Below are 20500 nucleotides of genomic sequence, written 5' to 3'. Positions count from 1 at the left end.
TAGCCTAATCCTAAAAGATATCTGAAAAAACTGCAATTTTTATCTATATTTTTAGCGCGATCGCAAAACAGTCAGGATCGCTAGCGATCGAGCTGTAATGTCCAGGAAAGGGCTACCCTCATACCTCCCTCTGGCAAAGCAACGCGCTCAATGGCTCCTTCGGGCAGATCTGCGGCGATCGCACTCATGAGTTTCATGCCATAACCGCCCCGTCTGCCCAGACCTTCAGATCGCGCAAAGACCGAATCGTCTAGTTTGGCACCGTCGTTTTCGACAGTCAAAGTGCAGCGCGTACCTTGCTGGCTCAGGCTTACTTTTACTTGAGTGGCGGTGCCGTGGGGTGGCTGGGCGTGGCGCACGACATTTTTGACGGCCTCGCCAAAGAAACTGTATATATCCTCGCGAGCTTCTAGCCACTGGCTGTTTAAGGTAGGTTCCTCTAGGGGCTGAATTTCTTGGATAACTTGTAAGGTCAGTTCGCCGGATTGGACGAGTTGCTGTACCCTGTTTTTGATGCCAGCGTCTAAGCCCTCCCTGAGTTCTGGCGTAATTTCCAGGGCGATCGCCTTGGTTTGGTTGAGTTGCTGGCGCAGGTGGTGCCCCAGGCTTTCCAGACCCTCCAGAATCGGATCGACGGACACCTGCGGGAAATTCATCTGCAAAATTTCCAGCCGATCCATCACCAGTTTCAGTTCTTGCAGCGGGCCTTCGTGGATATTCGCGGCAATGCGGTGCAGCAGTTTTTGCGTTTGGGAAATTACTGCTGCCTGTTCTACTCTATGAAGTCGCTCGATTTCGCATTGTTGCTCGTCGATCAGGTCTTTCTGGATGCCTAATTGTAAGGAAACGAGGACGGATAGTCCTGTGGCAATCCAGATCGTTAATGGCAGGACGAAGGGGATGAGGAGTCGCGTCCAAAACATGCCTGTACCCAGAAGGGCAAAACTCCCAAGCAGGACAAGGGGGAACAGCCAGTACTGGTAGTTGCGGCTAGCGCGAGGGTTGAGGTTTCCCCAGACGATCCATTTGCTAATGACAATGCCGCCCAGGACGACGAATATCCCTTGCAGCCACAATGGTGCTGTTCGATAGAAAGAGCGCGTCAGCAAACTGCCCAGCAAATTGGCTTGCACTTCGATCGCAGGCATGGTATCGCCAAGGGGAGCGCGAATCGCAAAAGCCTCAGGGTTGCTGGTGTCTGAGAATCCCACCAGGACGATTTTATGGCGAACCTGCGGCAACGGCGCATTACTGCGCAAAACCGATCCCGCCCGCAAGGATGGGAAAGTCCCCGTGGTACCCCAAAAATGAATTCGGATCGGATCGCTTGGGGAGGGTAGATAGTCTGTCGGAGTGTCCTGTTGTTGAAATTTCTTGAGACTGAGGAGGGCAACGGAGTCAAGCGTTTCGGTGCGATCGAGATGGCGGGCGAGGGTAAATTGTCCCGATAAATAGGCTTGACGGGCAGTACTGTTGGAACTAAGCGGATGCTTTGCCTCTGGTTCGTATTCGGAAAAGCCCAGAATCGACCTGGGCGGAAACAGCGACTCTCCTTTAGCGTTTAAAGGGAGAAAGTATTCGTAATTTCTCCATTCGCTGGGACTGGGGTTGCCCGCACTGGAGGTGGGAAGGACGATGACGATCTGCGAGGCGTGCTGTTTGACTAAGGCTTTGATGGGGTTATTGGCATGGTCGGAGGTTTGCACCCAGTTGGGCAGCAAGTTGAGCGCGACTACCGATGCGCCTGAGTCGAGGAGACGCTGGACTAAATCGGCATAGATCGTTGGTTCGCGATCGGATGGCCAGGCTTTTAAGTCCGCCTCGCCGATCGTGACCAGCAATATCTCTGGGGGTGGCGTGCTGGGATGCCCCATCGCGACCTGGCGATCCTGAAGGCCGAGATCGAGTTGCTGAATGAGGGGAAGATCGGAGAGAACGACGCTCCACAAAAGGCTCCAGCCTATACCAAGCCAGAGGGCAGTGCGTTGCCATGCTTTGCGGAGAATCATATCTCTTGCATTGGGTGAAACTAAATAAAAGATTAAGCGATCGCGTTGCTTTTGGTGAGGGCTGATTTGGAATGCCTGCTCTAGTTTCTACTGATGGAGAAAGATTGCGAACTTAGTAGACTTTGAGAGAGAAGCATGTTGGACACAAATCTTAATACTCAAAAGGATGAATCCTTAGCAAATTCTACCTGAATTCCTTATATTTCTCGATGCGGATGACAGTTATTTTATTTGCGGTTTAACGCAATTTTATTTCCGTAAATGGTTATGTTATTGCAGGGGATGTTCGAGTTAATCTCACAATAAGTTCGCGATCGAGATTCAGTAAATCGCTAGAACTATAAGATTAGAGGGCAATTACAATGCAAATAAAAATCTGGCAAGTAGTTGATGTAGGTATAAAAATATTAAGAAGTGGAAAATCTCCTAAAGAAGCACTTTTTATCATTGCTTCTGGCGTAGTTACTTCAGGTGGTTGGAGCAACCCTATACTTATCCCATATTACTATTTTACAGCTCCAGAAGATGGAATTTATAATTTTGATTTTGTAGCTGATTCTCCAACTGGGAGCACAATTCAAGTTATCACTCCTGTAATTACTACATTTATTTGGGAGAATTTACCAGATGGTGTTAAAGGAGTAAGGGTATATGGATCGACAGGTGAACCTAAGGTTAAGATGTTGGAGGAACTTTCTTCCATGATACCTTCGTCCGATGAAACGTATAGTCTTGTATGGCATCGACCAGGGTTTTAATCTTCCAAAGATGCTGTAAAAATACTTTATAATGAACATGTCTTAGAGCCTGTTTTAAAATTTAAGAAAATCCTCATTTAGCAAAATTTGGGTACGAAAGAATGAGGGTTTCTAGTTCCATAGCTTAACCTTAGAATCAAAAGAACAGTGGATATTTATACTTTATCAAACAGTCTCTTAGGTAAAACCGGAAAAGTCATGTTATCCCAAAATAATGATCTCAAAGGAGGAATACTAATTATGCAACCTGGCAATTTTACTCTCGGTGCAAATGCTAATTTGAAGGAATCTCCCCCAAGATTATATGTATATGGCTCGGTACTTGTCTATCACAACGATGATCGAATATCCGTTACAGAGGCCGTACCGCAAGGATTAAATCCAACTATTTTGATTCTCAACCTTACGATTAGTGAGGGGTCTAGTCCAATGAAGGGAATTTTTCGGGACTTTTCATATGAGATAAAAGATGATCGCGTGAAGCAATACACTCAGGTCTCTCTACAATTTGAAGATGGTACAGTTCAAACCGTCCCAGTTAATAAAGTAGAGACTGAAGTTTATTTCTATCCAAAAAAGCTTACCCCTAAGGACATACTCACAGATGGACCAAATGGAACAACAATCAAAATCCCAGGTGAAGCCACTCTAATTTGGGTTGATCTCAGTCCCGATGCTAAGTTTATGCATCCAACTGAGTATATTCTTATAAGTACTCAAGGCTCAACTGTTTTGCGGGGAAATTGGTGGCCTGTTCTCAACGGGCAGAAGCTATTCAATAATACTATTATCAAGGAAGAGAAGACACCTATTCCAATTCAATTATTTATAATACGGGTGGGGAATTAGTAATTTCCAATTAAAATAGGAGATACGACACCTCTAGTTCACGCTCTTCAAATCTTTGAAGGCTCTGACAAATATTCCTAAGAAGTTTTAGGGACAAAGATAATAGTTAAGAGTGCAATCAATGATCTTATAAGGTTCGTTTTACTTCGTTGACGGACTCTGTGATTAATTCAGTGGGTTGTGCTTTTGCTAACCCATCCTGAGCCATCACAATTAATATTTATAGGAGGAGGTTTTTATGACTGATCGAGTAATACTTGCGAATAGAACTATCGAGATTCAATCTTTAAAGCCGGAATATGGTGTTACTTACAATCGAGGGTATATCGGGTTTACCTACGATTCTGAGAATATAGTCTCTGAGGGAATTGCTTATTTTACAAGTTGGGACAGGATAAGTGATATAAAAACCTCTCATACCCTGATTGTCTCTGGTGAGAATGAATGTATCGAAGCTCATGCTGAAGGAGGAGTACGTCGCTCAGATCTAAAGAAATATTTTGATAATCCTCACTGCCTTATCTTTTTCCGTAAACCCATCAAACTAGAAAATAACGTTGAAGGAATTATTCAAACTGCCAGCGAGAAAGTTGGTGAAGCGTATGACTTTGATTTGATTAAAGCCCACTTGGCTGTGGGAACTGTGCTAGGTAATATCTTCAATCGACTATCAGGCAATCGACTGGAGGATTTTTTAGCTTCAAAATTCAATCATCCAGATCGTTGGATCTGTAGTGAACTAGTCGCCTACTCTTTAGATCGGCAGCCAGACTATAAAGATAAAGGTATTTTGAGTAACCCTGACGAAACCATTAACCCTCAAGAGTTATTTGAAGATTCCGTCATTTTTGAGCCTTGGCACAAATAGTCTGTATTATTTTACGAGCCTTCTTAGGAGAGGTATTATGAAGTTATCTTTGACCCGAAATCGTTGGATTGTTCGTTTTCTTGGCTTCCTATTTGCGTTTCTCCTACTTGTTGTCTTGATTACAGCACCAGGGGCTCTGGCCGCTGACTACAACGGCACAGGCAAAGAAGTAATTCTCCAAGGTTTTCACTGGACATCCTACAAACCTGAAAACAATGGAAATAAGCACTGGTATCAGATTGTTAAAGAGAATGCCCAAAACATCAATCGTGCTGGCTTCGACTATGTTTGGTTTCCACCACCCTCTCGCAGTGCTGCAAGCGATAACAGCTACTTACCCACTGAATGGTACACCTTAGAGAACGGATACGGTACTGAGAACGAACTCAAAGAAGCAGTAACCGCACTAAAACCAACATTAGCTCTAGCTGATATCGTCATCAATCATCGCTGCGGAACTGCAACGGGAGGAGCAGATTTCACAAATCCAGCATTTGGCAACAGTGAACAAAATAGAAGCGCTGTAGTAACTGGTGATGACTGTAACTGTGGTACTGGCAAGCCAGAAGAAAGGCATCATAATGGCAGTATTTCCGAGAGCAACGATGCTGGGCGCGATCTAGACCATACCAACCCATTAGTTCAGGCAAAAGTCAAAGAATTTTTAGACAAACTAAAAACTGAGATTGGATTCGCTGGTTGGCGATACGATCAAGTGCGCGGCTATAACGGTTACTACGTGGGTCTGTACAATGATGCTTCCAAACCAGTACTGTCCGTTGGCGAATTCTGGGACGATAATTCCCAAGCAGTTGTAGATTGGGTTGATGAGACAAGAGGCAAGTCAATGGCATTTGACTTCCCAACAAGAGCAGCCCTCGTCGATGCTACTTTAAACCAGAATTATAGTCGTCTGAAAACTATTTCAGGCAAGTCGCCTGGCGTAATCGGCATGTGGCCTGAAATGAGTGTTACGTTCATTGAAAATCATGATACTGAAGCAGTTCGCAATGGAGGTCAAAAGCGATTCCCCGACGACAAAGTGATGCAGGGATATGTTTACATACTTACTCATCCAGGTATTCCAACTGTGTTCTGGCGTCATTTCTTCGATGGGGGCGACTCCCAGAAAGCTCAGATTGTTAAACTAATCGAAATTCGCAAAAATGCTGGCATCACAAGCAAAAGTAGCGTTTTCATCGAACCCAACACTGATGGTAAATATGCAGCGATCGTAGATGGAAAGGTTGCGATAAAGATCGGATCAGCTTCATGGTCTCCTGGTGATGGTTGGAAAGTTGCTCTAGATGGTCCAGATTATGCCGTGTGGACAAAAAGTTGAGAAAGTAATCAATTTTCCTTTCCCTTACCGCTTTTCTAATAAATAGTAGATAGCTAGAGTTACTTCTAAAATAATTTTAAAATAAGTGCAATCGCAAATCTTGTAAGAGTAAGACAGGAATCTAGCGATTGCACTTTAACCCTTAAAGGAAAAGACTTTGGGCGATTCTCTAGTTGTATTTCTTAATAGACTCTCCCAAATGGGTATTTTTGCGAGTGTGATCGCTTTTTCTGATGACACTTTAAGAGAGCGATCGCGAACTTGTCTTCCTGTGGTACTAAAACTGCGATCGTCCTTTAACCGAAGATGGGGAGAATTTAGGGCGATCGCTTTGTCATTCGTATTTCTTAGCGATTGCCCCGTAATGGTTTAGTTTTTGCGAAGGCGATCGCATACTCTAGCAATACTTTAGGATGACGATCGCGAGCTTGTTTTCTTGTGGTTCTAAAAATGCGATCGTCCTGAAATCGAATAATAGGGAATGCGATCGCGATTAACCATAGGGTACGCTACACTAAATTCAGACCGCTATAAGCACAGACCCTATGGATATCACCATTCACCTAGAAGACGAACAAGTTCACAAACTAGAGTACATCCAGCAGCAAACCAACCAAGACGCAGCGACATTGCTAAATCGTACGCTTACCGAAGCGATCGATGCTTATTACCAACAAATTCAAGCATCTAACCTAGATCGTCTAACACAACTGCGACAAAGTAAGTTTATTGGTTGCTTTAGCGGCGATCCCAATCTAGCCGCTAATTCAGAAGCTAATTTTAAAGCAATCATGAATGAAAAATACGATCCTCGCTGATACAGGATTTTTCATTGCCTTGGGTAACAGGAGCGATCTCGATCATTCCATTGCTATACAAACTATATCCACCCTGAACGCCCCCCTGCTTACCACTTATCCTGTAATTACAGAAACTAGCTATCTCTTGGCAAGAGATGCTGGACTAGCAGCACAATTTGCTTTTTTAACAGAAGTTGCCAATGGGACATTTCCCGTTTTCGATCTCCAAAAACATCACATTACTCGCATGGTCGAACTCATGAGACGCTACGCTGACTTACCCATGGATTTTGCCGATGCCTCTCTGGTAGTTTTAGCGGAACATCTAGGACACGGAAGGATTCTAACCTGCGATCGCCGAGATTTTAGTATTTACCGATGGAACAACACTAACCCATTTGAAAACTTACTGCTAGAGCAAAATTGAGTAGTCCAAGCCTTTACATCATAGGCGGCCCCAATGGAGCAGGCAAAACAACTGTTGCACTGAGCTTACTCCCCAATCTTCTGGGCATATTTGAGTATGTGAATGCCGATGCGATCGCCGCAGGACTGTCGCCCCTTAACCAAAACTCTATGGCTATACAAGCAGGACGGCTGATGTTAGCAAGAATCAAACAACTTGCAGCATCGGGTACAGATTTTGCCTTTGAAACCACCCTGGCTGCTCGTACATTCGTCCCGTTCTTAAGACACTGTAAATCTCTAGGTTACTCAATCAACCTCATTTACTTTTGGCTTCAAAGTTCCGATCTAGCGGTTGAGCGAGTGGCGCGACGAGTTGCAAGCGGTGGACATTCTATTCCAGAAGCAGACATTCGCCGCCGTTATCAACGAAGCTGTCAAAATCTGCTTGATTTATACTTGCCCCTTTGTGACAGTTGGATCGTCTATAATAACTCTGAAATAGTCTTCAGACTAATTGCTGAGCGTAGCAGCGATCGGCAACCAATTATTTATGATTCTGAAGCTTGGCATCAAATCTTGAGAGGACTCAATGACTGAAGATCGTTTACTATCCAGCAAAATTAATGAAGGGGTGAAAGCTGCAATCGCTCAAGCTCTCGAACGCCATCGCAAACTAGGTGAGGCGATCGCAGTCTGGCAGGAAGGCCAGGTCACTGTCATACCTGCCGATCGAATTCCTCAAACAATGACAGAGGCAAATTCTCAAGTGAATTAACTGCGATCGCTTTTACTAGCAACATTTTAGGAGAGCGATCGCAATTTATCTTCCTGTGGTTCTAAAACTGCGATCGTGCTTTTGCCAACAATTGAGAGAATTTTGGGCGATCGCTATTTCTGGTGACACTTTGGGAGAGCGATCGCTTTTCCCTAGAACAAGCCAATTCAGCATTACGTTATGCTGTCTGCAAGGTTTGGGGGGAGGGCAAGGGTTTGCCTGTTGCTTCATAGTCCTCAATCAGGAGTTCCAAAACCTCTTGAGCATTGGCGATCGCCTCCTCGTAGGTCTCTCCATGGGTAAAGTATCGTTGCAACTTGTGGGCAAACTCAGGTAGCTCGGCCAAATAGCATTCGTCCTCGTCAGACCAAACAATATTAATGCGGTACTTGTGTTTCATGATTCTCTATCCTTTAAGGCGTTTAACGCTGCCTCAACCAGTTTCTTAAGATATGCCTTCGCATCATCTCCATCTTTTCCAGCGATCGTGAGAGGAAACTCTGGCAAAAGAGGGTGAACCCATCTTTGATGGCTCCCCTTGGTTCTGATGACCTGAAACCCTGCTTTTAAGAGAACAGATCTTAATTCCCTAATTTTCCTAGGCATAGGCTTATTATAGACTCAAAGGCTTAAAACAAGCTTAAACAAGTGACAATACTTTCAATAGTGTAGTTTTAGGGAATGCGATCGCTTTTTCTGGTGATACTTTGGGAGTGCGATCGCGAACTTGTCTTCCTGTGGCACTAAAACTGCGATCGCGCGTTCCTCTTGCATTAGGCAGAAATTAGACAGTGCGATCGCCAAAAAATCACACAAAGTTCTAATGCCGACGATTAGTATGAGTTAAGGGTGCGATCTCTAGAGTTAACGGTGCGATCGCAAAGAGTTAGAATACCTTCAGAAAGATTTAAAACGCAAGGAGAACGCTATGCTGAAAAGTTACGAAGCAATTTATGAGAACGGTCAAGTAACTTGGTTAGCCGAACAGCCTCATGTCAAGGTTGCTCGTGTAATTGTAACTATCCTAGAAGAGACTATTCCCTCCCCAAAACGTCGCACACCTCCTACTTCTATCTCTGGTAAAGGTAAAACACTAGGAGACATTATTAGTCCTATTGTTGATGAAGAGGAATGGGAATGCCTGAAGTAATTGTCCTCGATACCCATATTTGGTTCTGGTTTATCACTCAAGAGTTTGAACGGTTTCCAACTCACTGGCGAGAAACCATTAAAACGACTGAACAGGTAGGTATTTCGGTAATTTCCTGTTACGAAATTGCATTAGCACAGCAACGAGGAAGATTGGAGTTACCTTGTGCAGCAAATCAATGGTTTCAAGAGGCATTAGAACCAACAGGCATTACATTATTTCCGTTAACTCCTGAAATTATCTGCCGTGCCGTAGAATTATCTCCAATTCATAAGAGAGTGCTCAGATTTTTGTGTAAGCGAGAAATAAGGTCAGTAATTTAAACGTCCTGGGAATAGGATAGCAAAATATGACAACGCTGCCTTCCAATCTTTAAGGGGGCGAGTCCAACGCTTGGCAATGTTATGCATGGCCAAGAACATGAGCTTGAAGACAGATTCCTCATCGGGGAAGACAGCCTTGGTTTTAATCACCTTGCGCAGGGAGCGATTGAGGGATTCAATGGCATTGGTAGTGTAGATGACTTTGCGGATGTCCATGGGATAGTCAAAGATGGGGATAATGTTCTGCCAATGGCGCAGCCAGATTTGGCTAATCGCGGGGTATAGGCGATCCCACTTGGCGGCAAAAGCCTCAAGCGCAGCTTCGGCTTCTGCCAAAGTGGCAGCATGATAAATGGGCTTGAGGTCAGCCACAACAGCTTTAGCGTCTTTCCAGGGCACATGACGCAAACAGTTGCGGATCAGATGCACAATACATAGTTGCACCTGGGTTTGCGGGAAAACAGCCTCAATCGCCTGGGGGAATCCCACTAAGCCATCGCAACAGGCAATCAGAATGTCCTTGACCCCACGGTTTTTGAGGTCAGTCAGCACCTTGAGCCAGAACTTAGCGCCTTCGGATTCCACCTCCCCAATCCACAGCCCAAGCAATTCTTTGTTGCCCTCAACCGTAATACCCAAGACGACATAGACCGCTCGCTTGCTCACCCGACCCGACACCTTGATATTCACGTAGAGGGCATCGAGGTAAATGATGGGATATACAGGTTCCAGGGGACGGCACTGCCAAGCCTTGACCTCGTCGCTAACTGCATCAGTGACCTCACTGATGAGTGCGGCGGAGATCTTGGCACCATAGAGTTCTTCGAGTTGAGCACTAATGTCTCGGGTGCTTAATCCCCGTGCATACATAGCCAGGATTTTCTCATCGAGTCCTGCTATTCGCCTTTGGTGTTTCGGTACCAGCACGGGGTCAAACTCGCCGTTACGGTCTCGCGGTATCGACAACTCCATTTCGCCCTGTTGCGACTGCACCGTCTTCTGCGAGTAGCCATTGCGGCTGTTGCGTCGCACAACTTCGTCTTCTACCGCTTCCTCTCCCTTAGGCGTGCTTGATTTGAGGTGATGGCTCAGCTCTCCCGTGAGCGCTCGCTCGATTAGTCGTTGACTCAGTTGCTTCAGTAAGCCCGATTCTCCTAGAATGTCCTCGGGGCTATGGCACTCTGACACCAACTCGTCTAGTAGTTCATCTGTACGATTAGTTGCTTGTTTGCCTCTTAACATGTTGCGGTCTCCTTGGTTTTTGTGATTCTAGACCGCTTACACAAAATTCTGATCAGTCTCTTCATAAAGATCCGTTTGACCGCCTGATTATTGCTACAACACTAGAATATAAGGCAAAGTTAGCTAGTATTGATAGCTTATTCTCTCAATATGTGGAACTCGATCTTCACCTGATGAAATAGGCCAATCTCTAAAGCGGAAAGCGTCAAGGATAAGTGATTTGAGATTGATGGTTTAGTTCAGGGAATGAGACGCATACTCTAGCAATACTTTAGGATGGCGATCGCGAACTTGTCTTTCTGTGGGCTTAAAACTGCGATCGCACTTTTGCCAACAATGAAGAGGAGTTTGGGAGATCGCTTTGTCATTCGTATTTCTTAGCGATGGTTTAGTTTTTGAGAATGCGATCGCTTTTCTCCGTGACAATTTTAGAGAGCGATCGCGAATTTATCTTGCTGTAGTCCTAAAACTGCGATCGCGCTTTTGCTAACAATGGGAAAGATTTAGGGTGATCGCTTTGTCATTCGTATTTCTTAGCGATCGCCCCGTAATGGTTTAGTTTGCGCGAATGCGATCGCTTTTCTCCGTGATACTTTGGGAGAGCGATCGCGAGCTTGTTTTCTTGTGGTTCTAAAAATGCGATCGCTCCTAGATATTTGCCTGGTAAGGTGAAGAGTATATCAAACAACACAACAAATGAGCCACGGGATTTATGCCAAGCCTTTACATCATAGGCGGCCCTAATGGAGCAGGCAAAACAACTGTTGCACTAAGCTTACTCCCCAATCTTCTGGGCATATTTGAGTATGTGAATGCCGATGCGATCGCCGCAGGACTGTCGCCCCTTAACCCAAAATCTATGGCTATACAAGCAGGACGGCTGATGTTAGCAAGAATCAAACAACTTGCAGCATCCAGTACAGATTTTGCCTTTGAAACCACCCTGGCTGCTCGTACATTCGTCCCGTTCTTAAAACGCTGTAAATCTCAAGGTTACACAATCAACCTAATTTACTTTTGGCTTCAAAGTCCCGATCTAGCGGTTGAGCGAGTGGCACGACGAGTTGCAAGCGGTGGACATTCTATTCCAGAAGCAGACATTCGCCGCCGCTATCAACGAAGTTGTCAAAATCTGCTTGATTTATACTTGCCCCTTTGTGACAGTTGGATCGTCTACAATAATTCTGAAATAGTCTTCAAACTAATTGCTGAGCGTAGCAGCGATCGGCAACCAATTATTTATGATTCTGAAGCTTGGCATCAAATCTTGAGAGGGCTCAATGACTGAAGATCGTTTACTATCCAGCAAAATTAATGAAGGGGTGAAAGCTGCAATCGCTCAAGCCCTCGAACGCCATCGCAAACTAGGCGAAGCGATCGCAGTCTGGCAGGAAGGCCAGGTCACTGTCATACCTGCCGATCGAATTCCTCAAACAATGACAGAGGCAAATTCTCAAGTGAATTAACTGCGATCGCTTTTTCTGGTGACACTTTGGGAATGCGATCGCTTTTGATGCTTGGCAAAAGCAAGAAAGAGAAAGTGCGATAACATTGATTTAGTCGAGTCGTCAAATCAGAACTGAATCGTGGCAAAACAACTTAACATAGACGAAGCCCTACTGCAAGAAGCACTGGCACTCAACGAACAGACAAATATTGATGCTCTGGTCGAAACAGCACTACGCGAATATATTCAACGTCGCAAGCGCCTCAAAGTGTTAGATCTCTTTGGCACCATTGATTATGATGAAGACTACGACTACAAGCAGCAACGCCAGCAGACATGAGCGTTATTGTTGATATAGCACTTTTCAATTGAGAACGGGTTTTATTGATGGGGTGAAGGGGTGGAACCCCTTCTTGGGGGCAACGCCCCCAAACCCCCTTCTCGTTTTCATCTGAAAACCGCTATACCTCTGTTTGGTCGCTAGCTCTGCGTCGGAGAATGCCACCCAATTCTCCCCCTGCCGTCACACTGTTGCGGAATTTAGTCGCCGATAACCGAGTGGCCTTGCTAGGGGCAATCCGTCAGGAGATCCTGTCTGGAGTTCGCAGTTTAGAGCAGTTTACCCGCCTGCGAAATCACCTTCGCGCCTTTCCGGATTTGGAACTCATATCTGAAGACTACGAACTTGCTGCAGAGTTTTTCAACACCTGCCGTAGCAATGGCGTCCAAGGCTCAAACACTGATTTTCTAATTTGTGCCGTCGCCCATCGTCGAGGCTACAGTATTCTGACAACCGACAACGACTTTCAGGTTTTCCAAGCATATATTCCCGTTCTTCTATCAATCGTTGAAAGTTAGACAACACCCAACGCAGGGCATTCCACTTGAGTATCTCAATCCTTTTGATATAGCCATAGACAGATCTGTTAGGACAGGGGGTGTGGGAGCACAGCCTCCACGCAGGGGTTCTACCCCTGCACCCCGTCCTAAGCCTGGTTGCTACAGCTATAAGAAATTAATGATTTAGTTTTTGCGAATGCGATCGCTTTTTCTGATGACACTTTGAGAGAGCGATCGCAAGCTCCAGAGTCGAGGCACCTATAACAACGATTTTAGCCGATTTAGCACTTGCAGAACATCGTACAATTCGTTCTGACGGCGATTTAGCGAAAAATCTTGAGAAAATCCATATTGGGATTGATGCAACTTCACGAAAATTGAGTATGCTCCATTACTCACCAGTCCAAAAGTTGCTCTCTCAGGCTGAGGATTAGCAGCCATATAAGCGATCGCTTGAGGAAGTGCAACTTCTACACTGAACGAAGTCCTTTCAGACTCCACTAAAACAATCCAGAGTCCTTCCTGCAAAATCAAGCTATCAATCCTCCCTTGGTAAACCTTGTCATTCTCATCTTCAAGTTCTAATTGGATTGATGCTTCAGAACGTAGATGAAACAGTGGATCGTAAAAGCCTGCCATTTCCAACAACGGTGCAATTACAATGAAATTGACTGCCCCTTCTAATAAATGTCCGTATTGGCGATGATATAGATAACGCTGTTTAATCAAGTCTAGCCTTTGTCGTTCCACAGCACTTAGTTCTGGTAAATCTCTCACCCACTCAGTGAAAAATAGCGGATCGTCATTTTGAGATAACCCAAACTGAGCTTCTGCTTCAGCCAAGCTATCAATATAGTCCGTATAGTCCGTAACTGCCAGTACTTGAGCCACACAATTGCTCTCAATGATTTCACTTTATTGTAAATGGCAATCCATCACTTTATGCAGGTTATCGCAAATTCTGAAGTAAGCAGAACTTGACCACGATAGTGGCCCTAGCAGTATCGTTTGCGGCTTGATTGCCTACTGTTACCAACTGGAGTTTAGACTAAAAAGTGGTAAAAAGCAGCCAGCCATTGCAGACTGACCGCTTGATGATGGAAGCTGAAAAGACTATAAAATCAACAGCTTCATCATGATTAGTTTGGATAAACTTGAGCAATTTCGCAAGTACACGTACGAAATTATAGGGAACGGGAGAGATGCGCTGTTCGACTTGATGGATGCGGTACTGACGAGTCGGAGTGTTTCATCGTTTGTGGAACTTTCGTTAAGCCCATTATTTCGGAGGGAGTGGTCGAGTATCTATGAAGCACTGCAAGATAGTCATCCTCCACGTGAAGACTTGATGAAGCAATACATACAGCAAATGCCGGCAGCAGAGGTGACGATATTGGCGGGCGACCATACAGCCTGGTCGCGTCCCTATGCGGTGACATTACAAGAACGCACCTACGAACATCAACCTCAACCGGGAGTAGGAAGCAAACCTGTTACGGTGGGGCAAGGATACAGCACAATTGCCTGGATTCCAGAGTCAGAAGGGAGTTTTGCCTTACCGTTGCGGCATGAGCGGATCACCAGTTTCGAGAACCCGATTCAGAAAGCCGCTAGTCAGTTACGCTTGGTTTGTGCGGAAATTCCTGGGACTGTGCTTTTCCTGGGGGATGGCGAGTATGGGTGCGCACCATTTTTGCAGCAAACAGCAGACATCCCGTGTATCAAGCTGCTCAGGCTACGCCCCAACCGGGTTCTGTATCATGCCCCAAAGGATTACGAGGGGCATGGGCGACCCCATAAGCATGGAGAGAAATTTAGCCTCAAAGACTCTGACACTTGGTCTATTCCCCAAGCAGACATCACAATTGCAGAGCCTAAACTGGGACGATTGCAAATTCGTCGATGGCCAAACCTGCACTTAAAGCAAGCCGCAGACCATCCCTTTACACTCATTCTGGTCGAACGTCTTGATATGCCTGAATCGAAACCCCTGTGGTTGATTTGGGTCGCTAAAGACGAGCCAATCTTGAGTGAGGTATGGCAAAAATATCTGCGCAGATTTGCCATTGAGCATTGGTATCGCTTGGTGCGTCAACGTCTCCATTGGACAATCCCTCAGCTTTCTACCCCTGCTCAGATGGAGACTTGGTCGGACTTGATGCCTTTACTTACTTGGCAATTGTGGCTCGCTCGTGAACTTGTCCAAGACTCTCCTCTGCCTTGGCAGAAACCGATGACTAAATTGTCTCCTGGTCGAGTTGCAAATGCTTTTGCTTTAGTTTTGGTCAGGATTGGCTCTCCTTCCCCTGACCCTAAACCTCGCGGTAAGTCTCCAGGTTGGCCTCTTGGGAAAAAACGAACCCAACGGATTCGTTATCCTACTGTCAAAAAACGCTATGCCAAGCCCCTCAAAAAAGCTTCCGCTGCAACTGCTTAGCTCAACTTCTTCCCTTTTATCCTCTCTCTCGCTAGTTTCTATCTAGCGAGATGCTTCTTGTTGCCTTTTAGTCTAAACTCCAGTACCAACCCAAGAAACCTGCGATTGCTGATTGCCATTGACCAGAATTTGCTGCCTTCGGATTAACCCGAACTCACGTGGTTTAGATAACTTCATGCTTTATATATTGACACACATCAATATAGTTTGCCGTAATATTGACATATCCAAATATAGATATTAATCAATATATGGAGGATTAATTTTTATGTCCCGCATTCAATTAGCGCTCAATGTCAGCAATCTCGATTCCGCTGTAGACTTTTACAGCAAGCTCTTTGGTACTGAGCCAGCCAAGCGCCATCCAGGTTACGCTAATTTCGCGATCGCCGAACCCCCTTTAAAACTCGTCCTGATGGAAAACCCAGGTGCTACTGAAAAGTTAAATCATTTGGGGATTGAGGTAGAGTCATCGGAGATGGTTGCACTAGCTAGCGATCGCCTCCAGCAGAACGATCTAGCGATTAAACCCGAAACGCAAACTACTTGCTGTTACGCCCTGCAAGACAAGATCTGGACGAAAGATCCAGATGGTGCGGATTGGGAAGTCTATACAGTCTTGGCAGATTCCAATACGTTTGGCGAGTTTCCGCAAACTGCCGAACCAGTTTGTTGCGCTTAGACTCCATAGAAAAACGGGGTAAGTTGCTACTACTTACCCCACCATAAGACCCGCAATCCAATTCGTCGCGGCTCTAAGCAATAATTTGAATGCAAGCTGGACCAACCCGAAACCCTGGTGCAGGAACTGGTGATAGCTGAATAAACTGGACGTACCTGGTTCCAGTACCCCCACCATCTTGGTCAAAGTAAACACCGCCACCCACAGTGTCGTAAAAGAAAGCGGAAGTACCAATGGGAGCAGCGGAGTTGATTCCTTCTACTCCACCAGCACCGGACGCAAAAAAGAAATTGGCTGGGGCTGCAGCGCCAGCCTTCTGTCCGGCTACTAGCGAACCGCGAAATGCTGCGGCACTAACCTGGATAAAGTCTTCGGGAGTACCTTCAACCGAGCCTCTATAGTCGGTGATGACATCGATTTCACCGGGGTTGAAGTTAACAAACCTGAAGAAATCAGTCCCAGAGCCACCCGTGAGCGTGTCGGAACCCGTATTGCCGACTAAGGTATCTCTGCCACTGTTGCCGCGAATAATGTCATTGCCAGCACTACCACTCATAAAATCATCCCCGGCATTACCAGTTAGGGTGTCGTCGTTAACGGTAGTAACTAACTGAATACCGTCAGCAGTGGTTGCAGCAGTTGGGTCATCGGTAAAGGTATCGGCAGTAGGGCTACCTACCAAATTTTTGCCCCCAATATTGGCTCCAGGCTGACCATCGCCTACCGTGAAGATAGACTTGCTGCCATCACCAGTATTTACAGTATCGTTAGTGGTGATGAAGTTACCGTTTACTGCGAGCAACTGTGCGCCTGGTGCCAATAGCTGATCTTTTGTTACACCCACAACCGTAATGGTTTGATTCGCTGGAGTACCATCGCTAGCCGTACCCGTAATGGTAATGACCGCTGCGCCTGCGGAGTTCGTCTCGACCGTGACTGTGGCATTGCGGTCTAGCTGTGAAATTGAAATCGTGTCGCCTGTAGCAAAGTCGAAAATCGTGTCAGAGCCACCAAAACCACCTCTGCTTCTGACTACCTGCTCGGCATCCGTGAATGCTACTAAATCTTGTGGTACTGCGGTGAAGAATTGGAACTGGTCGTTACCAGCTTCGCCGAACATGTCGTTGTTGCCCCTGCCGCCGATGAGGGTATCGTTACCATCCGCACCTAACATGCGATCGTTACCGTTACCAGCAATAACAACGTCGTCACCGATGTCGCCGTTCATAGTGTTGGCATTAGCGACGCTACCGTAGATCGTGTCGTTCCCTTGACCGCCAAACAGAGTGTTACCTCCATTGGTAGAAGCAATCAACAAATCTCCATCTCTGTTGCCACCCAAGCTATCGGCGCTAAAACCAAAACGAGCGCCTACCAGGGTGTCAGCACCTTGACCGCCAAAGAGACTGTCGTTGCCGCCTGCGGTTTGGGTTAAGCTATCAGCAAATAGAAGGTCGTTGTCAGCATTACCATTGAGCGTATCTTTGCCGACGTTGCCGATCAGAGTGTCATCGCCTCTAAGTCCCCGAGCATTATCACCTTCAGTCGTAGCTAAATAATTGTCGTTGGCATCAGTACCGGTAAACACTGCCATTTTAAGTTTTCCACTCCTCAGAATATCTGTGTGTAAAGGCATACCTTTTTCTACGGCTGCCAACATTGTAGTTTACCCAACTTATCTCAAACTACGCAGTATCTGTAGAACTTGACAAAATTAGCAGATTGTCATAGAAGCGAAAATTTACTGAATTTATAGCTGTCGCGACTAGACTTAGGAGGGGGTGTAGGGGTTTCACCTCCGAATCGGCGCTATAGCGGTTTTCAGATGAAAACGAGAAGGGGGTTTGGGGGCTTTGCCCCCAAGAAGGGCACCCCATAAACAAACCCTTTCTCAATTGAAAAGCGCTATATCATCGCATCTATACACGAGAAGAGCATATATTTTGGATGCACTGTCCGTAGCTGGAATTTAGAGAATTGGTATAAAGTCAATATGCAATTTGGGTATGTTTGTTTAGTTAGTACGTCCTACGAAACAAAAAATACCAATTAGGTAATCTAAATTAGTTATGTTCGCGTACTAATCTTTATGTAAGCAAGATCGCTTCGATCGCACATTAGATCGCTCAGGAGTAAAAGTTTAAAGATGGAAGACGCGAGTGTTTCCAAGTTACATCATCCTGGTTGGACGAACTCTGACATCAGGAGAGTCTTTCGCCCCCAAACGGCTACTTTAGTCATGTTAGGCATAGTGCTGGCCTGCGCTCTAGTTGTGGTGGGCTGGTTCGCTGGTGAAGGTACGATTGAAAAGTTGATCGACCAGTATCAATGGTTTCAAAAAAATCCCCCCATCTGGCTGCAGGTGCCGATGGCGACGGGTGAGTTCCTGATTGCGCCAGCGATCGCCCTGACAGTCATCACGTTTGCGATTACTAAAATTTCGCCCCAGCCCCGAGTATGGTCGCGCTTTGTCGTCGTGGCAATTTTACTGATTTTGACAATTCGCTACGTGATCTGGCGATCGCTCTGGACGCTAAATCTAGGAACCCCTCTGCAAGGTGTATTCAGTGTAGGTCTATTTATTCTGGAACTGTTGATGATTGTCAACGGTGTCCTCCAGCTATTTCTGCTGGTACAAGCTAGGGATAGACGCGCCGATGCCGACACAATGGCGATGGCGGTGGAAAAGGGGGAATTTTTGCCATCGGTAGATGTAATGATTCCCACTTATAACGAGCCGGCATTTATCCTGCGTCGCACCATTATTGGCTGTCAGGCAATGGACTATCCCCGCAAAAACATCTACGTCCTCGACGACACGCGGCGGGAGGAGATTAGAGCCTTGGCAGAGGAATTAGGCTGCGAATATGTTTGTCGCCAGGACAACAAACATGCCAAAGCAGGGAACCTGAATAATGCATTAATGCATACTCATGGCGATCTGATCGCGTGCTTCGATGCGGATTTCGTCCCCACACGCAATTTCCTTAAGCGCACCGTAGGATTCTTTCAAGACGACAAGGTGGCACTGGTTCAGACACCGCAAAGCTATTACAACTCCGATCCAATCGCCCGCAACCTGGGCTTAGAGAATATCCTGGTGCCAGAGCAAGAGGTGTTCTACCGCCAAATTCAACCCGTCCGCGACGGCACCGATAGCGTGGTGTGCGCTGGGACTTCTTTTGTGATGAGGCGTAGTGCCCTGCTCAGTACTGGTGGCGAATTTGTGACGAGTTCTCTCTCAGAGGATTATTTCACTGCGGTACGTTTATCAGGAAAAGGTTATCGCCTCATTTACTTAGATGAGAAACTAAGCGCGGGCACCGCCCCCGAAGATATGGGAGCGCAAGCAACGCAAAGACTGCGTTGGGCGCAGGGGACGTTGCAAGCCTTTTTCATTGATGAAAATCCCCTTACCATTCCTGGTTTGCGGCCATTACAGCGCCTCTCGCACTTCACGGGGATTTTGCATTGGTTCACCAGTTTGTCGCGGGTGGGATTTTTGTTAATGCCCCTTGCCTATTCGTTCGTTGGTATTATCCCTATCCGCGCTACGACTGAACAGATTATTTTCTACTTCTTACCGCAGTATCTAGTACATCTCACTGTATTCTCATGGCTCAGCTACCGCAGCCGTTCTTCTTTCCTATCGGATATCTATGATGTGGTGCTGTGTTTCCCTCTAGCTGCTACGGTAATTCAGACGATGTTCAAGCCGTTTGGGAAAGGCTTTAAGGTTACGCCCAAGGGCAGTCAGCGCGATCGCCTGATGTTCAATTGGTCGCTGGCATGGCCGTTGATTGCTCTGTTCGTCCTCACGGCAGTCAGTCTATGGCGCAATATGGGCAATTGCATGATGCGTATTTCCCCCGCTGGGTATGACATTAACTATAAAGGATTATCTCTAGGGTGGATCTGGAGTAGCTATAATCTGGTGTTGATTGGGATTGCTTTGCTCGTGATGTTGGACTTACCTAAACCAGATTTGTATGAATGGTTCACGCTGCAAAGGGTTGTGCGCATCAGCTACAATCCAGAATTATCGACTCGCGATTCTCATACCCAAACTGAATTAGAATTCCCGACAAATGGCAGTAATGCTCCTATCAATACTTTCTGGGGTACTACAGCAGCGATTTCGGAAGTAGGAGCGCAAATTTTGCTTACCCAGTCAGGTATACCTCAGTTCCGCAGGGGTGAAGCTATACCCATCGTCCTCGAAATCATGGAAGAGGGAATCAAGCTAAAAGGGATAATTACCCAATCAACTTTTGATGGCGAATTCCCATGCATAACTGTGAGGTTTGAACAGGTAACCTTAGCACAACACCGGCAGTTAGTAGCGATGCTATTCTGCCGCCCCGGTCAATGGAAGCGCCAAAATTCGCCTGGTGAATTACTATCCTTGTGGCTGTTGTTTAGGAGTTTGGTGCGACCTCGAGCATTATTTGGCAAGAGAAATGGAATCAGCGCGATCGCAGTTACTCAGACCTAGAGCGATCGCTTCAAAAACTGAAAAACATATGGGACTCGACACTCATTAAGACAACAGAACACAGGTAATCTTATT

26 protein-coding genes and 2 pseudogenes are annotated in these 20500 nt (G+C 46.1%); 19 read left to right on the top strand and 9 right to left on the bottom strand.

The features are described 5' to 3' along the window. Positions 1-80: 80 nt before the first annotated feature. Complete coding sequence (locus PSE6802_RS0111385) at positions 81-2009, bottom strand: CHASE2 domain-containing protein (protein WP_019500190.1); 1929 nt, start codon at positions 2007-2009, stop codon at positions 81-83. A gap of 362 nt (positions 2010-2371) precedes the next feature. On the opposite strand from PSE6802_RS0111385, the gene PSE6802_RS28605 reads away from it, so the two are divergent. The 8 genes from PSE6802_RS28605 to PSE6802_RS0111345 all read left to right on the top strand — a co-directional run bounded on the left by PSE6802_RS28605 (position 2372) and on the right by PSE6802_RS0111345 (position 7809). Continuing rightward, positions 2372-2767 (top strand): hypothetical protein, encoded by a 396-nt coding sequence (locus PSE6802_RS28605; protein ID WP_019500189.1) that lies wholly within the window; start codon positions 2372-2374, stop codon positions 2765-2767. A gap of 147 nt (positions 2768-2914) precedes the next feature. Then, entirely contained in the window at positions 2915-3616 is a 702-nt protein-coding gene (locus PSE6802_RS0111375) for a hypothetical protein (RefSeq protein WP_156815495.1), read from the top strand. Positions 3617-3854: 238 nt separating this feature from the next. Beyond that, positions 3855-4484 (top strand): hypothetical protein, encoded by a 630-nt coding sequence (locus PSE6802_RS0111370; protein WP_019500187.1) that lies wholly within the window; start codon positions 3855-3857, stop codon positions 4482-4484. A 37-nt stretch (positions 4485-4521) separates the two neighbouring features. Continuing rightward, on the top strand, positions 4522-5826 hold the full coding sequence (locus PSE6802_RS0111365) for an alpha-amylase C-terminal beta-sheet domain-containing protein (RefSeq protein ID WP_019500186.1): 1305 nt from the start codon (positions 4522-4524) through the stop codon (positions 5824-5826). A gap of 545 nt (positions 5827-6371) precedes the next feature. Further along, a complete protein-coding gene (locus tag PSE6802_RS0111360; RefSeq protein ID WP_019500185.1) occupies positions 6372-6644 on the top strand; it encodes a hypothetical protein in 273 nt (90 codons plus the stop codon). Then, complete coding sequence (locus tag PSE6802_RS0111355) at positions 6622-7053, top strand: type II toxin-antitoxin system VapC family toxin (RefSeq protein ID WP_019500184.1); 432 nt, start codon at positions 6622-6624, stop codon at positions 7051-7053. Before PSE6802_RS0111360 ends, PSE6802_RS0111355 begins: the two co-directional genes overlap by 23 nt. Beyond that, complete coding sequence (locus PSE6802_RS0111350) at positions 7050-7631, top strand: zeta toxin family protein (RefSeq protein WP_019500183.1); 582 nt, start codon at positions 7050-7052, stop codon at positions 7629-7631. Before PSE6802_RS0111355 ends, PSE6802_RS0111350 begins: the two co-directional genes overlap by 4 nt. Then, a complete protein-coding gene (locus PSE6802_RS0111345) occupies positions 7624-7809 on the top strand; it encodes a hypothetical protein (RefSeq protein WP_019500177.1) in 186 nt (61 codons plus the stop codon). Before PSE6802_RS0111350 ends, PSE6802_RS0111345 begins: the two co-directional genes overlap by 8 nt. A 45-nt stretch (positions 7810-7854) precedes the next feature. Here the strand turns inward: PSE6802_RS0111345 and PSE6802_RS35320 are convergent, their stop codons facing one another. From PSE6802_RS35320 to PSE6802_RS33360, 4 genes are read right to left on the bottom strand one after another with little or no spacing between them, the layout of a single operon-like run. Continuing rightward, a complete protein-coding gene (locus PSE6802_RS35320; RefSeq protein WP_263970342.1) occupies positions 7855-7983 on the bottom strand; it encodes a hypothetical protein in 129 nt (42 codons plus the stop codon). A gap of 4 nt (positions 7984-7987) precedes the next feature. Then, positions 7988-8209 (bottom strand): type II toxin-antitoxin system HicB family antitoxin, encoded by a 222-nt coding sequence (locus PSE6802_RS0111340; protein ID WP_019500182.1) that lies wholly within the window; start codon positions 8207-8209, stop codon positions 7988-7990. Then, positions 8206-8415, bottom strand: coding sequence for a type II toxin-antitoxin system HicA family toxin (locus PSE6802_RS0111335; RefSeq protein ID WP_019500181.1), 210 nt, complete (start codon positions 8413-8415; stop codon positions 8206-8208). The genes PSE6802_RS0111340 and PSE6802_RS0111335 overlap by 4 nt, the downstream gene beginning before the upstream one ends. Before the next feature lie 54 nt (positions 8416-8469). Further along, entirely contained in the window at positions 8470-8625 is a 156-nt protein-coding gene (locus tag PSE6802_RS33360; protein WP_156815494.1) for a hypothetical protein, read from the bottom strand. A 112-nt stretch (positions 8626-8737) separates the two neighbouring features. On the opposite strand from PSE6802_RS33360, the gene PSE6802_RS0111330 reads away from it, so the two are divergent. Then, positions 8738-8959: a hypothetical protein gene (locus PSE6802_RS0111330; RefSeq protein ID WP_019500180.1), complete on the top strand. Its 222-nt coding sequence runs from the start codon at positions 8738-8740 to the stop codon at positions 8957-8959. Further along, a complete protein-coding gene (locus PSE6802_RS28600; protein ID WP_019500179.1) occupies positions 8947-9282 on the top strand; it encodes a type II toxin-antitoxin system VapC family toxin in 336 nt (111 codons plus the stop codon). The genes PSE6802_RS0111330 and PSE6802_RS28600 overlap by 13 nt, the downstream gene beginning before the upstream one ends. Here PSE6802_RS28600 and PSE6802_RS0111320 read toward each other — a convergent pair. Then, positions 9271-10524 (bottom strand): IS256 family transposase, encoded by a 1254-nt coding sequence (locus tag PSE6802_RS0111320; RefSeq protein ID WP_019498360.1) that lies wholly within the window; start codon positions 10522-10524, stop codon positions 9271-9273. The two genes, PSE6802_RS28600 and PSE6802_RS0111320, sit on opposite strands and share 12 nt — an antisense overlap. Before the next feature lie 59 nt (positions 10525-10583). Here PSE6802_RS0111320 and PSE6802_RS35805 point away from each other — a divergent pair. Further along, positions 10584-10706, top strand: a pseudogene (locus PSE6802_RS35805) (type II toxin-antitoxin system VapC family toxin); the annotation flags it as partial. Between the two features lie 179 nt (positions 10707-10885). Beyond that, positions 10886-11014, top strand: a complete 129-nt coding sequence (locus PSE6802_RS35315; RefSeq protein ID WP_263970341.1) for a hypothetical protein — start codon at positions 10886-10888, stop codon at positions 11012-11014. 30 nt (positions 11015-11044) lie between these two features. On the opposite strand, the gene PSE6802_RS33355 is transcribed toward PSE6802_RS35315, so the two are convergent. Continuing rightward, positions 11045-11215 (bottom strand): hypothetical protein, encoded by a 171-nt coding sequence (locus PSE6802_RS33355; protein WP_156815493.1) that lies wholly within the window; start codon positions 11213-11215, stop codon positions 11045-11047. A 21-nt stretch (positions 11216-11236) separates the two neighbouring features. Between PSE6802_RS33355 and PSE6802_RS0111315 the strand changes: the two genes are divergently transcribed. From PSE6802_RS0111315 to PSE6802_RS0111300, 4 genes and pseudogenes are all read left to right on the top strand, one after another. Continuing rightward, a complete protein-coding gene (locus tag PSE6802_RS0111315) occupies positions 11237-11812 on the top strand; it encodes a zeta toxin family protein (RefSeq protein WP_019500178.1) in 576 nt (191 codons plus the stop codon). After that, positions 11805-11990, top strand: coding sequence for a hypothetical protein (locus tag PSE6802_RS0111310; protein WP_019500177.1), 186 nt, complete (start codon positions 11805-11807; stop codon positions 11988-11990). Before PSE6802_RS0111315 ends, PSE6802_RS0111310 begins: the two co-directional genes overlap by 8 nt. Positions 11991-12110: 120 nt before the next feature. After that, positions 12111-12311: a type II toxin-antitoxin system VapB family antitoxin gene (locus PSE6802_RS0111305; protein ID WP_019500176.1), complete on the top strand. Its 201-nt coding sequence runs from the start codon at positions 12111-12113 to the stop codon at positions 12309-12311. Between the two features lie 125 nt (positions 12312-12436). After that, positions 12437-12829, top strand: a pseudogene (locus PSE6802_RS0111300) (PIN domain-containing protein); the annotation flags it as partial. 240 nt (positions 12830-13069) lie between these two features. Here PSE6802_RS0111300 and PSE6802_RS0111295 read toward each other — a convergent pair. After that, positions 13070-13702 carry a hypothetical protein gene (locus PSE6802_RS0111295; protein ID WP_019500174.1) on the bottom strand — a complete coding sequence of 211 codons (633 nt, stop codon included), beginning with the start codon at positions 13700-13702 and terminating at the stop codon, positions 13070-13072. Positions 13703-13946: 244 nt separating this feature from the next. On the opposite strand from PSE6802_RS0111295, the gene PSE6802_RS0111290 reads away from it, so the two are divergent. Continuing rightward, positions 13947-15248 (top strand): NF041680 family putative transposase, encoded by a 1302-nt coding sequence (locus PSE6802_RS0111290; protein ID WP_019498766.1) that lies wholly within the window; start codon positions 13947-13949, stop codon positions 15246-15248. Between the two features lie 268 nt (positions 15249-15516). Beyond that, on the top strand, positions 15517-15930 hold the full coding sequence (locus PSE6802_RS0111285) for an ArsI/CadI family heavy metal resistance metalloenzyme (RefSeq protein WP_019500173.1): 414 nt from the start codon (positions 15517-15519) through the stop codon (positions 15928-15930). Between the two features lie 73 nt (positions 15931-16003). On the opposite strand, the gene PSE6802_RS0111280 is transcribed toward PSE6802_RS0111285, so the two are convergent. Further along, the gene (locus PSE6802_RS0111280; RefSeq protein ID WP_019500172.1) at positions 16004-17524 is read right to left on the bottom strand and encodes a calcium-binding protein; all 1521 of its coding nucleotides are present in this window, start codon (positions 17522-17524) and stop codon (positions 16004-16006) included. A gap of 552 nt (positions 17525-18076) precedes the next feature. Here PSE6802_RS0111280 and PSE6802_RS0111275 point away from each other — a divergent pair. Beyond that, complete coding sequence (locus PSE6802_RS0111275) at positions 18077-20425, top strand: glycosyltransferase (RefSeq protein WP_026103236.1); 2349 nt, start codon at positions 18077-18079, stop codon at positions 20423-20425. Positions 20426-20500: the final 75 nt, after the last annotated feature.

Source organism: Pseudanabaena sp. PCC 6802, from assembly GCF_000332175.1.
GTDB lineage: Bacteria > Cyanobacteriota > Cyanobacteriia > Pseudanabaenales > Pseudanabaenaceae > PCC-6802.
This window is presented reverse-complemented; position numbering and strand designations above follow the sequence as displayed.

Excerpts from the sequence above, each read along its gene's own strand:
- PSE6802_RS0111385 (WP_019500190.1), bottom strand. The coding sequence starts at position 2,009 with ATGATTCTCCGCAAAGCATGGCAACGCACTGCCCTCTGGCTTGGTATA.
- PSE6802_RS28605 (WP_019500189.1), top strand. The coding sequence starts at position 2,372 with ATGCAAATAAAAATCTGGCAAGTAGTTGATGTAGGTATAAAAATATTA.
- PSE6802_RS0111370 (WP_019500187.1), top strand. The coding sequence starts at position 3,855 with ATGACTGATCGAGTAATACTTGCGAATAGAACTATCGAGATTCAATCT.
- PSE6802_RS0111365 (WP_019500186.1), top strand. The coding sequence starts at position 4,522 with ATGAAGTTATCTTTGACCCGAAATCGTTGGATTGTTCGTTTTCTTGGC.
- PSE6802_RS0111360 (WP_019500185.1), top strand. The coding sequence starts at position 6,372 with ATGGATATCACCATTCACCTAGAAGACGAACAAGTTCACAAACTAGAG.
- PSE6802_RS0111355 (WP_019500184.1), top strand. The coding sequence starts at position 6,622 with ATGAAAAATACGATCCTCGCTGATACAGGATTTTTCATTGCCTTGGGT.
- PSE6802_RS0111345 (WP_019500177.1), top strand. The coding sequence starts at position 7,624 with ATGACTGAAGATCGTTTACTATCCAGCAAAATTAATGAAGGGGTGAAA.
- PSE6802_RS35320 (WP_263970342.1), bottom strand. The coding sequence starts at position 7,983 with ATGCTGAATTGGCTTGTTCTAGGGAAAAGCGATCGCTCTCCCAAAGTG.
- PSE6802_RS0111340 (WP_019500182.1), bottom strand. The coding sequence starts at position 8,209 with ATGAAACACAAGTACCGCATTAATATTGTTTGGTCTGACGAGGACGAA.
- PSE6802_RS0111335 (WP_019500181.1), bottom strand. The coding sequence starts at position 8,415 with ATGCCTAGGAAAATTAGGGAATTAAGATCTGTTCTCTTAAAAGCAGGG.
- PSE6802_RS0111330 (WP_019500180.1), top strand. The coding sequence starts at position 8,738 with ATGCTGAAAAGTTACGAAGCAATTTATGAGAACGGTCAAGTAACTTGG.
- PSE6802_RS28600 (WP_019500179.1), top strand. The coding sequence starts at position 8,947 with ATGCCTGAAGTAATTGTCCTCGATACCCATATTTGGTTCTGGTTTATC.
- PSE6802_RS0111320 (WP_019498360.1), bottom strand. The coding sequence starts at position 10,524 with ATGTTAAGAGGCAAACAAGCAACTAATCGTACAGATGAACTACTAGAC.
- PSE6802_RS0111315 (WP_019500178.1), top strand. The coding sequence starts at position 11,237 with ATGCCAAGCCTTTACATCATAGGCGGCCCTAATGGAGCAGGCAAAACA.
- PSE6802_RS0111310 (WP_019500177.1), top strand. The coding sequence starts at position 11,805 with ATGACTGAAGATCGTTTACTATCCAGCAAAATTAATGAAGGGGTGAAA.
- PSE6802_RS0111290 (WP_019498766.1), top strand. The coding sequence starts at position 13,947 with ATGATTAGTTTGGATAAACTTGAGCAATTTCGCAAGTACACGTACGAA.
- PSE6802_RS0111285 (WP_019500173.1), top strand. The coding sequence starts at position 15,517 with ATGTCCCGCATTCAATTAGCGCTCAATGTCAGCAATCTCGATTCCGCT.
- PSE6802_RS0111280 (WP_019500172.1), bottom strand. The coding sequence starts at position 17,524 with ATGGCAGTGTTTACCGGTACTGATGCCAACGACAATTATTTAGCTACG.
- PSE6802_RS0111275 (WP_026103236.1), top strand. The coding sequence starts at position 18,077 with ATGGAAGACGCGAGTGTTTCCAAGTTACATCATCCTGGTTGGACGAAC.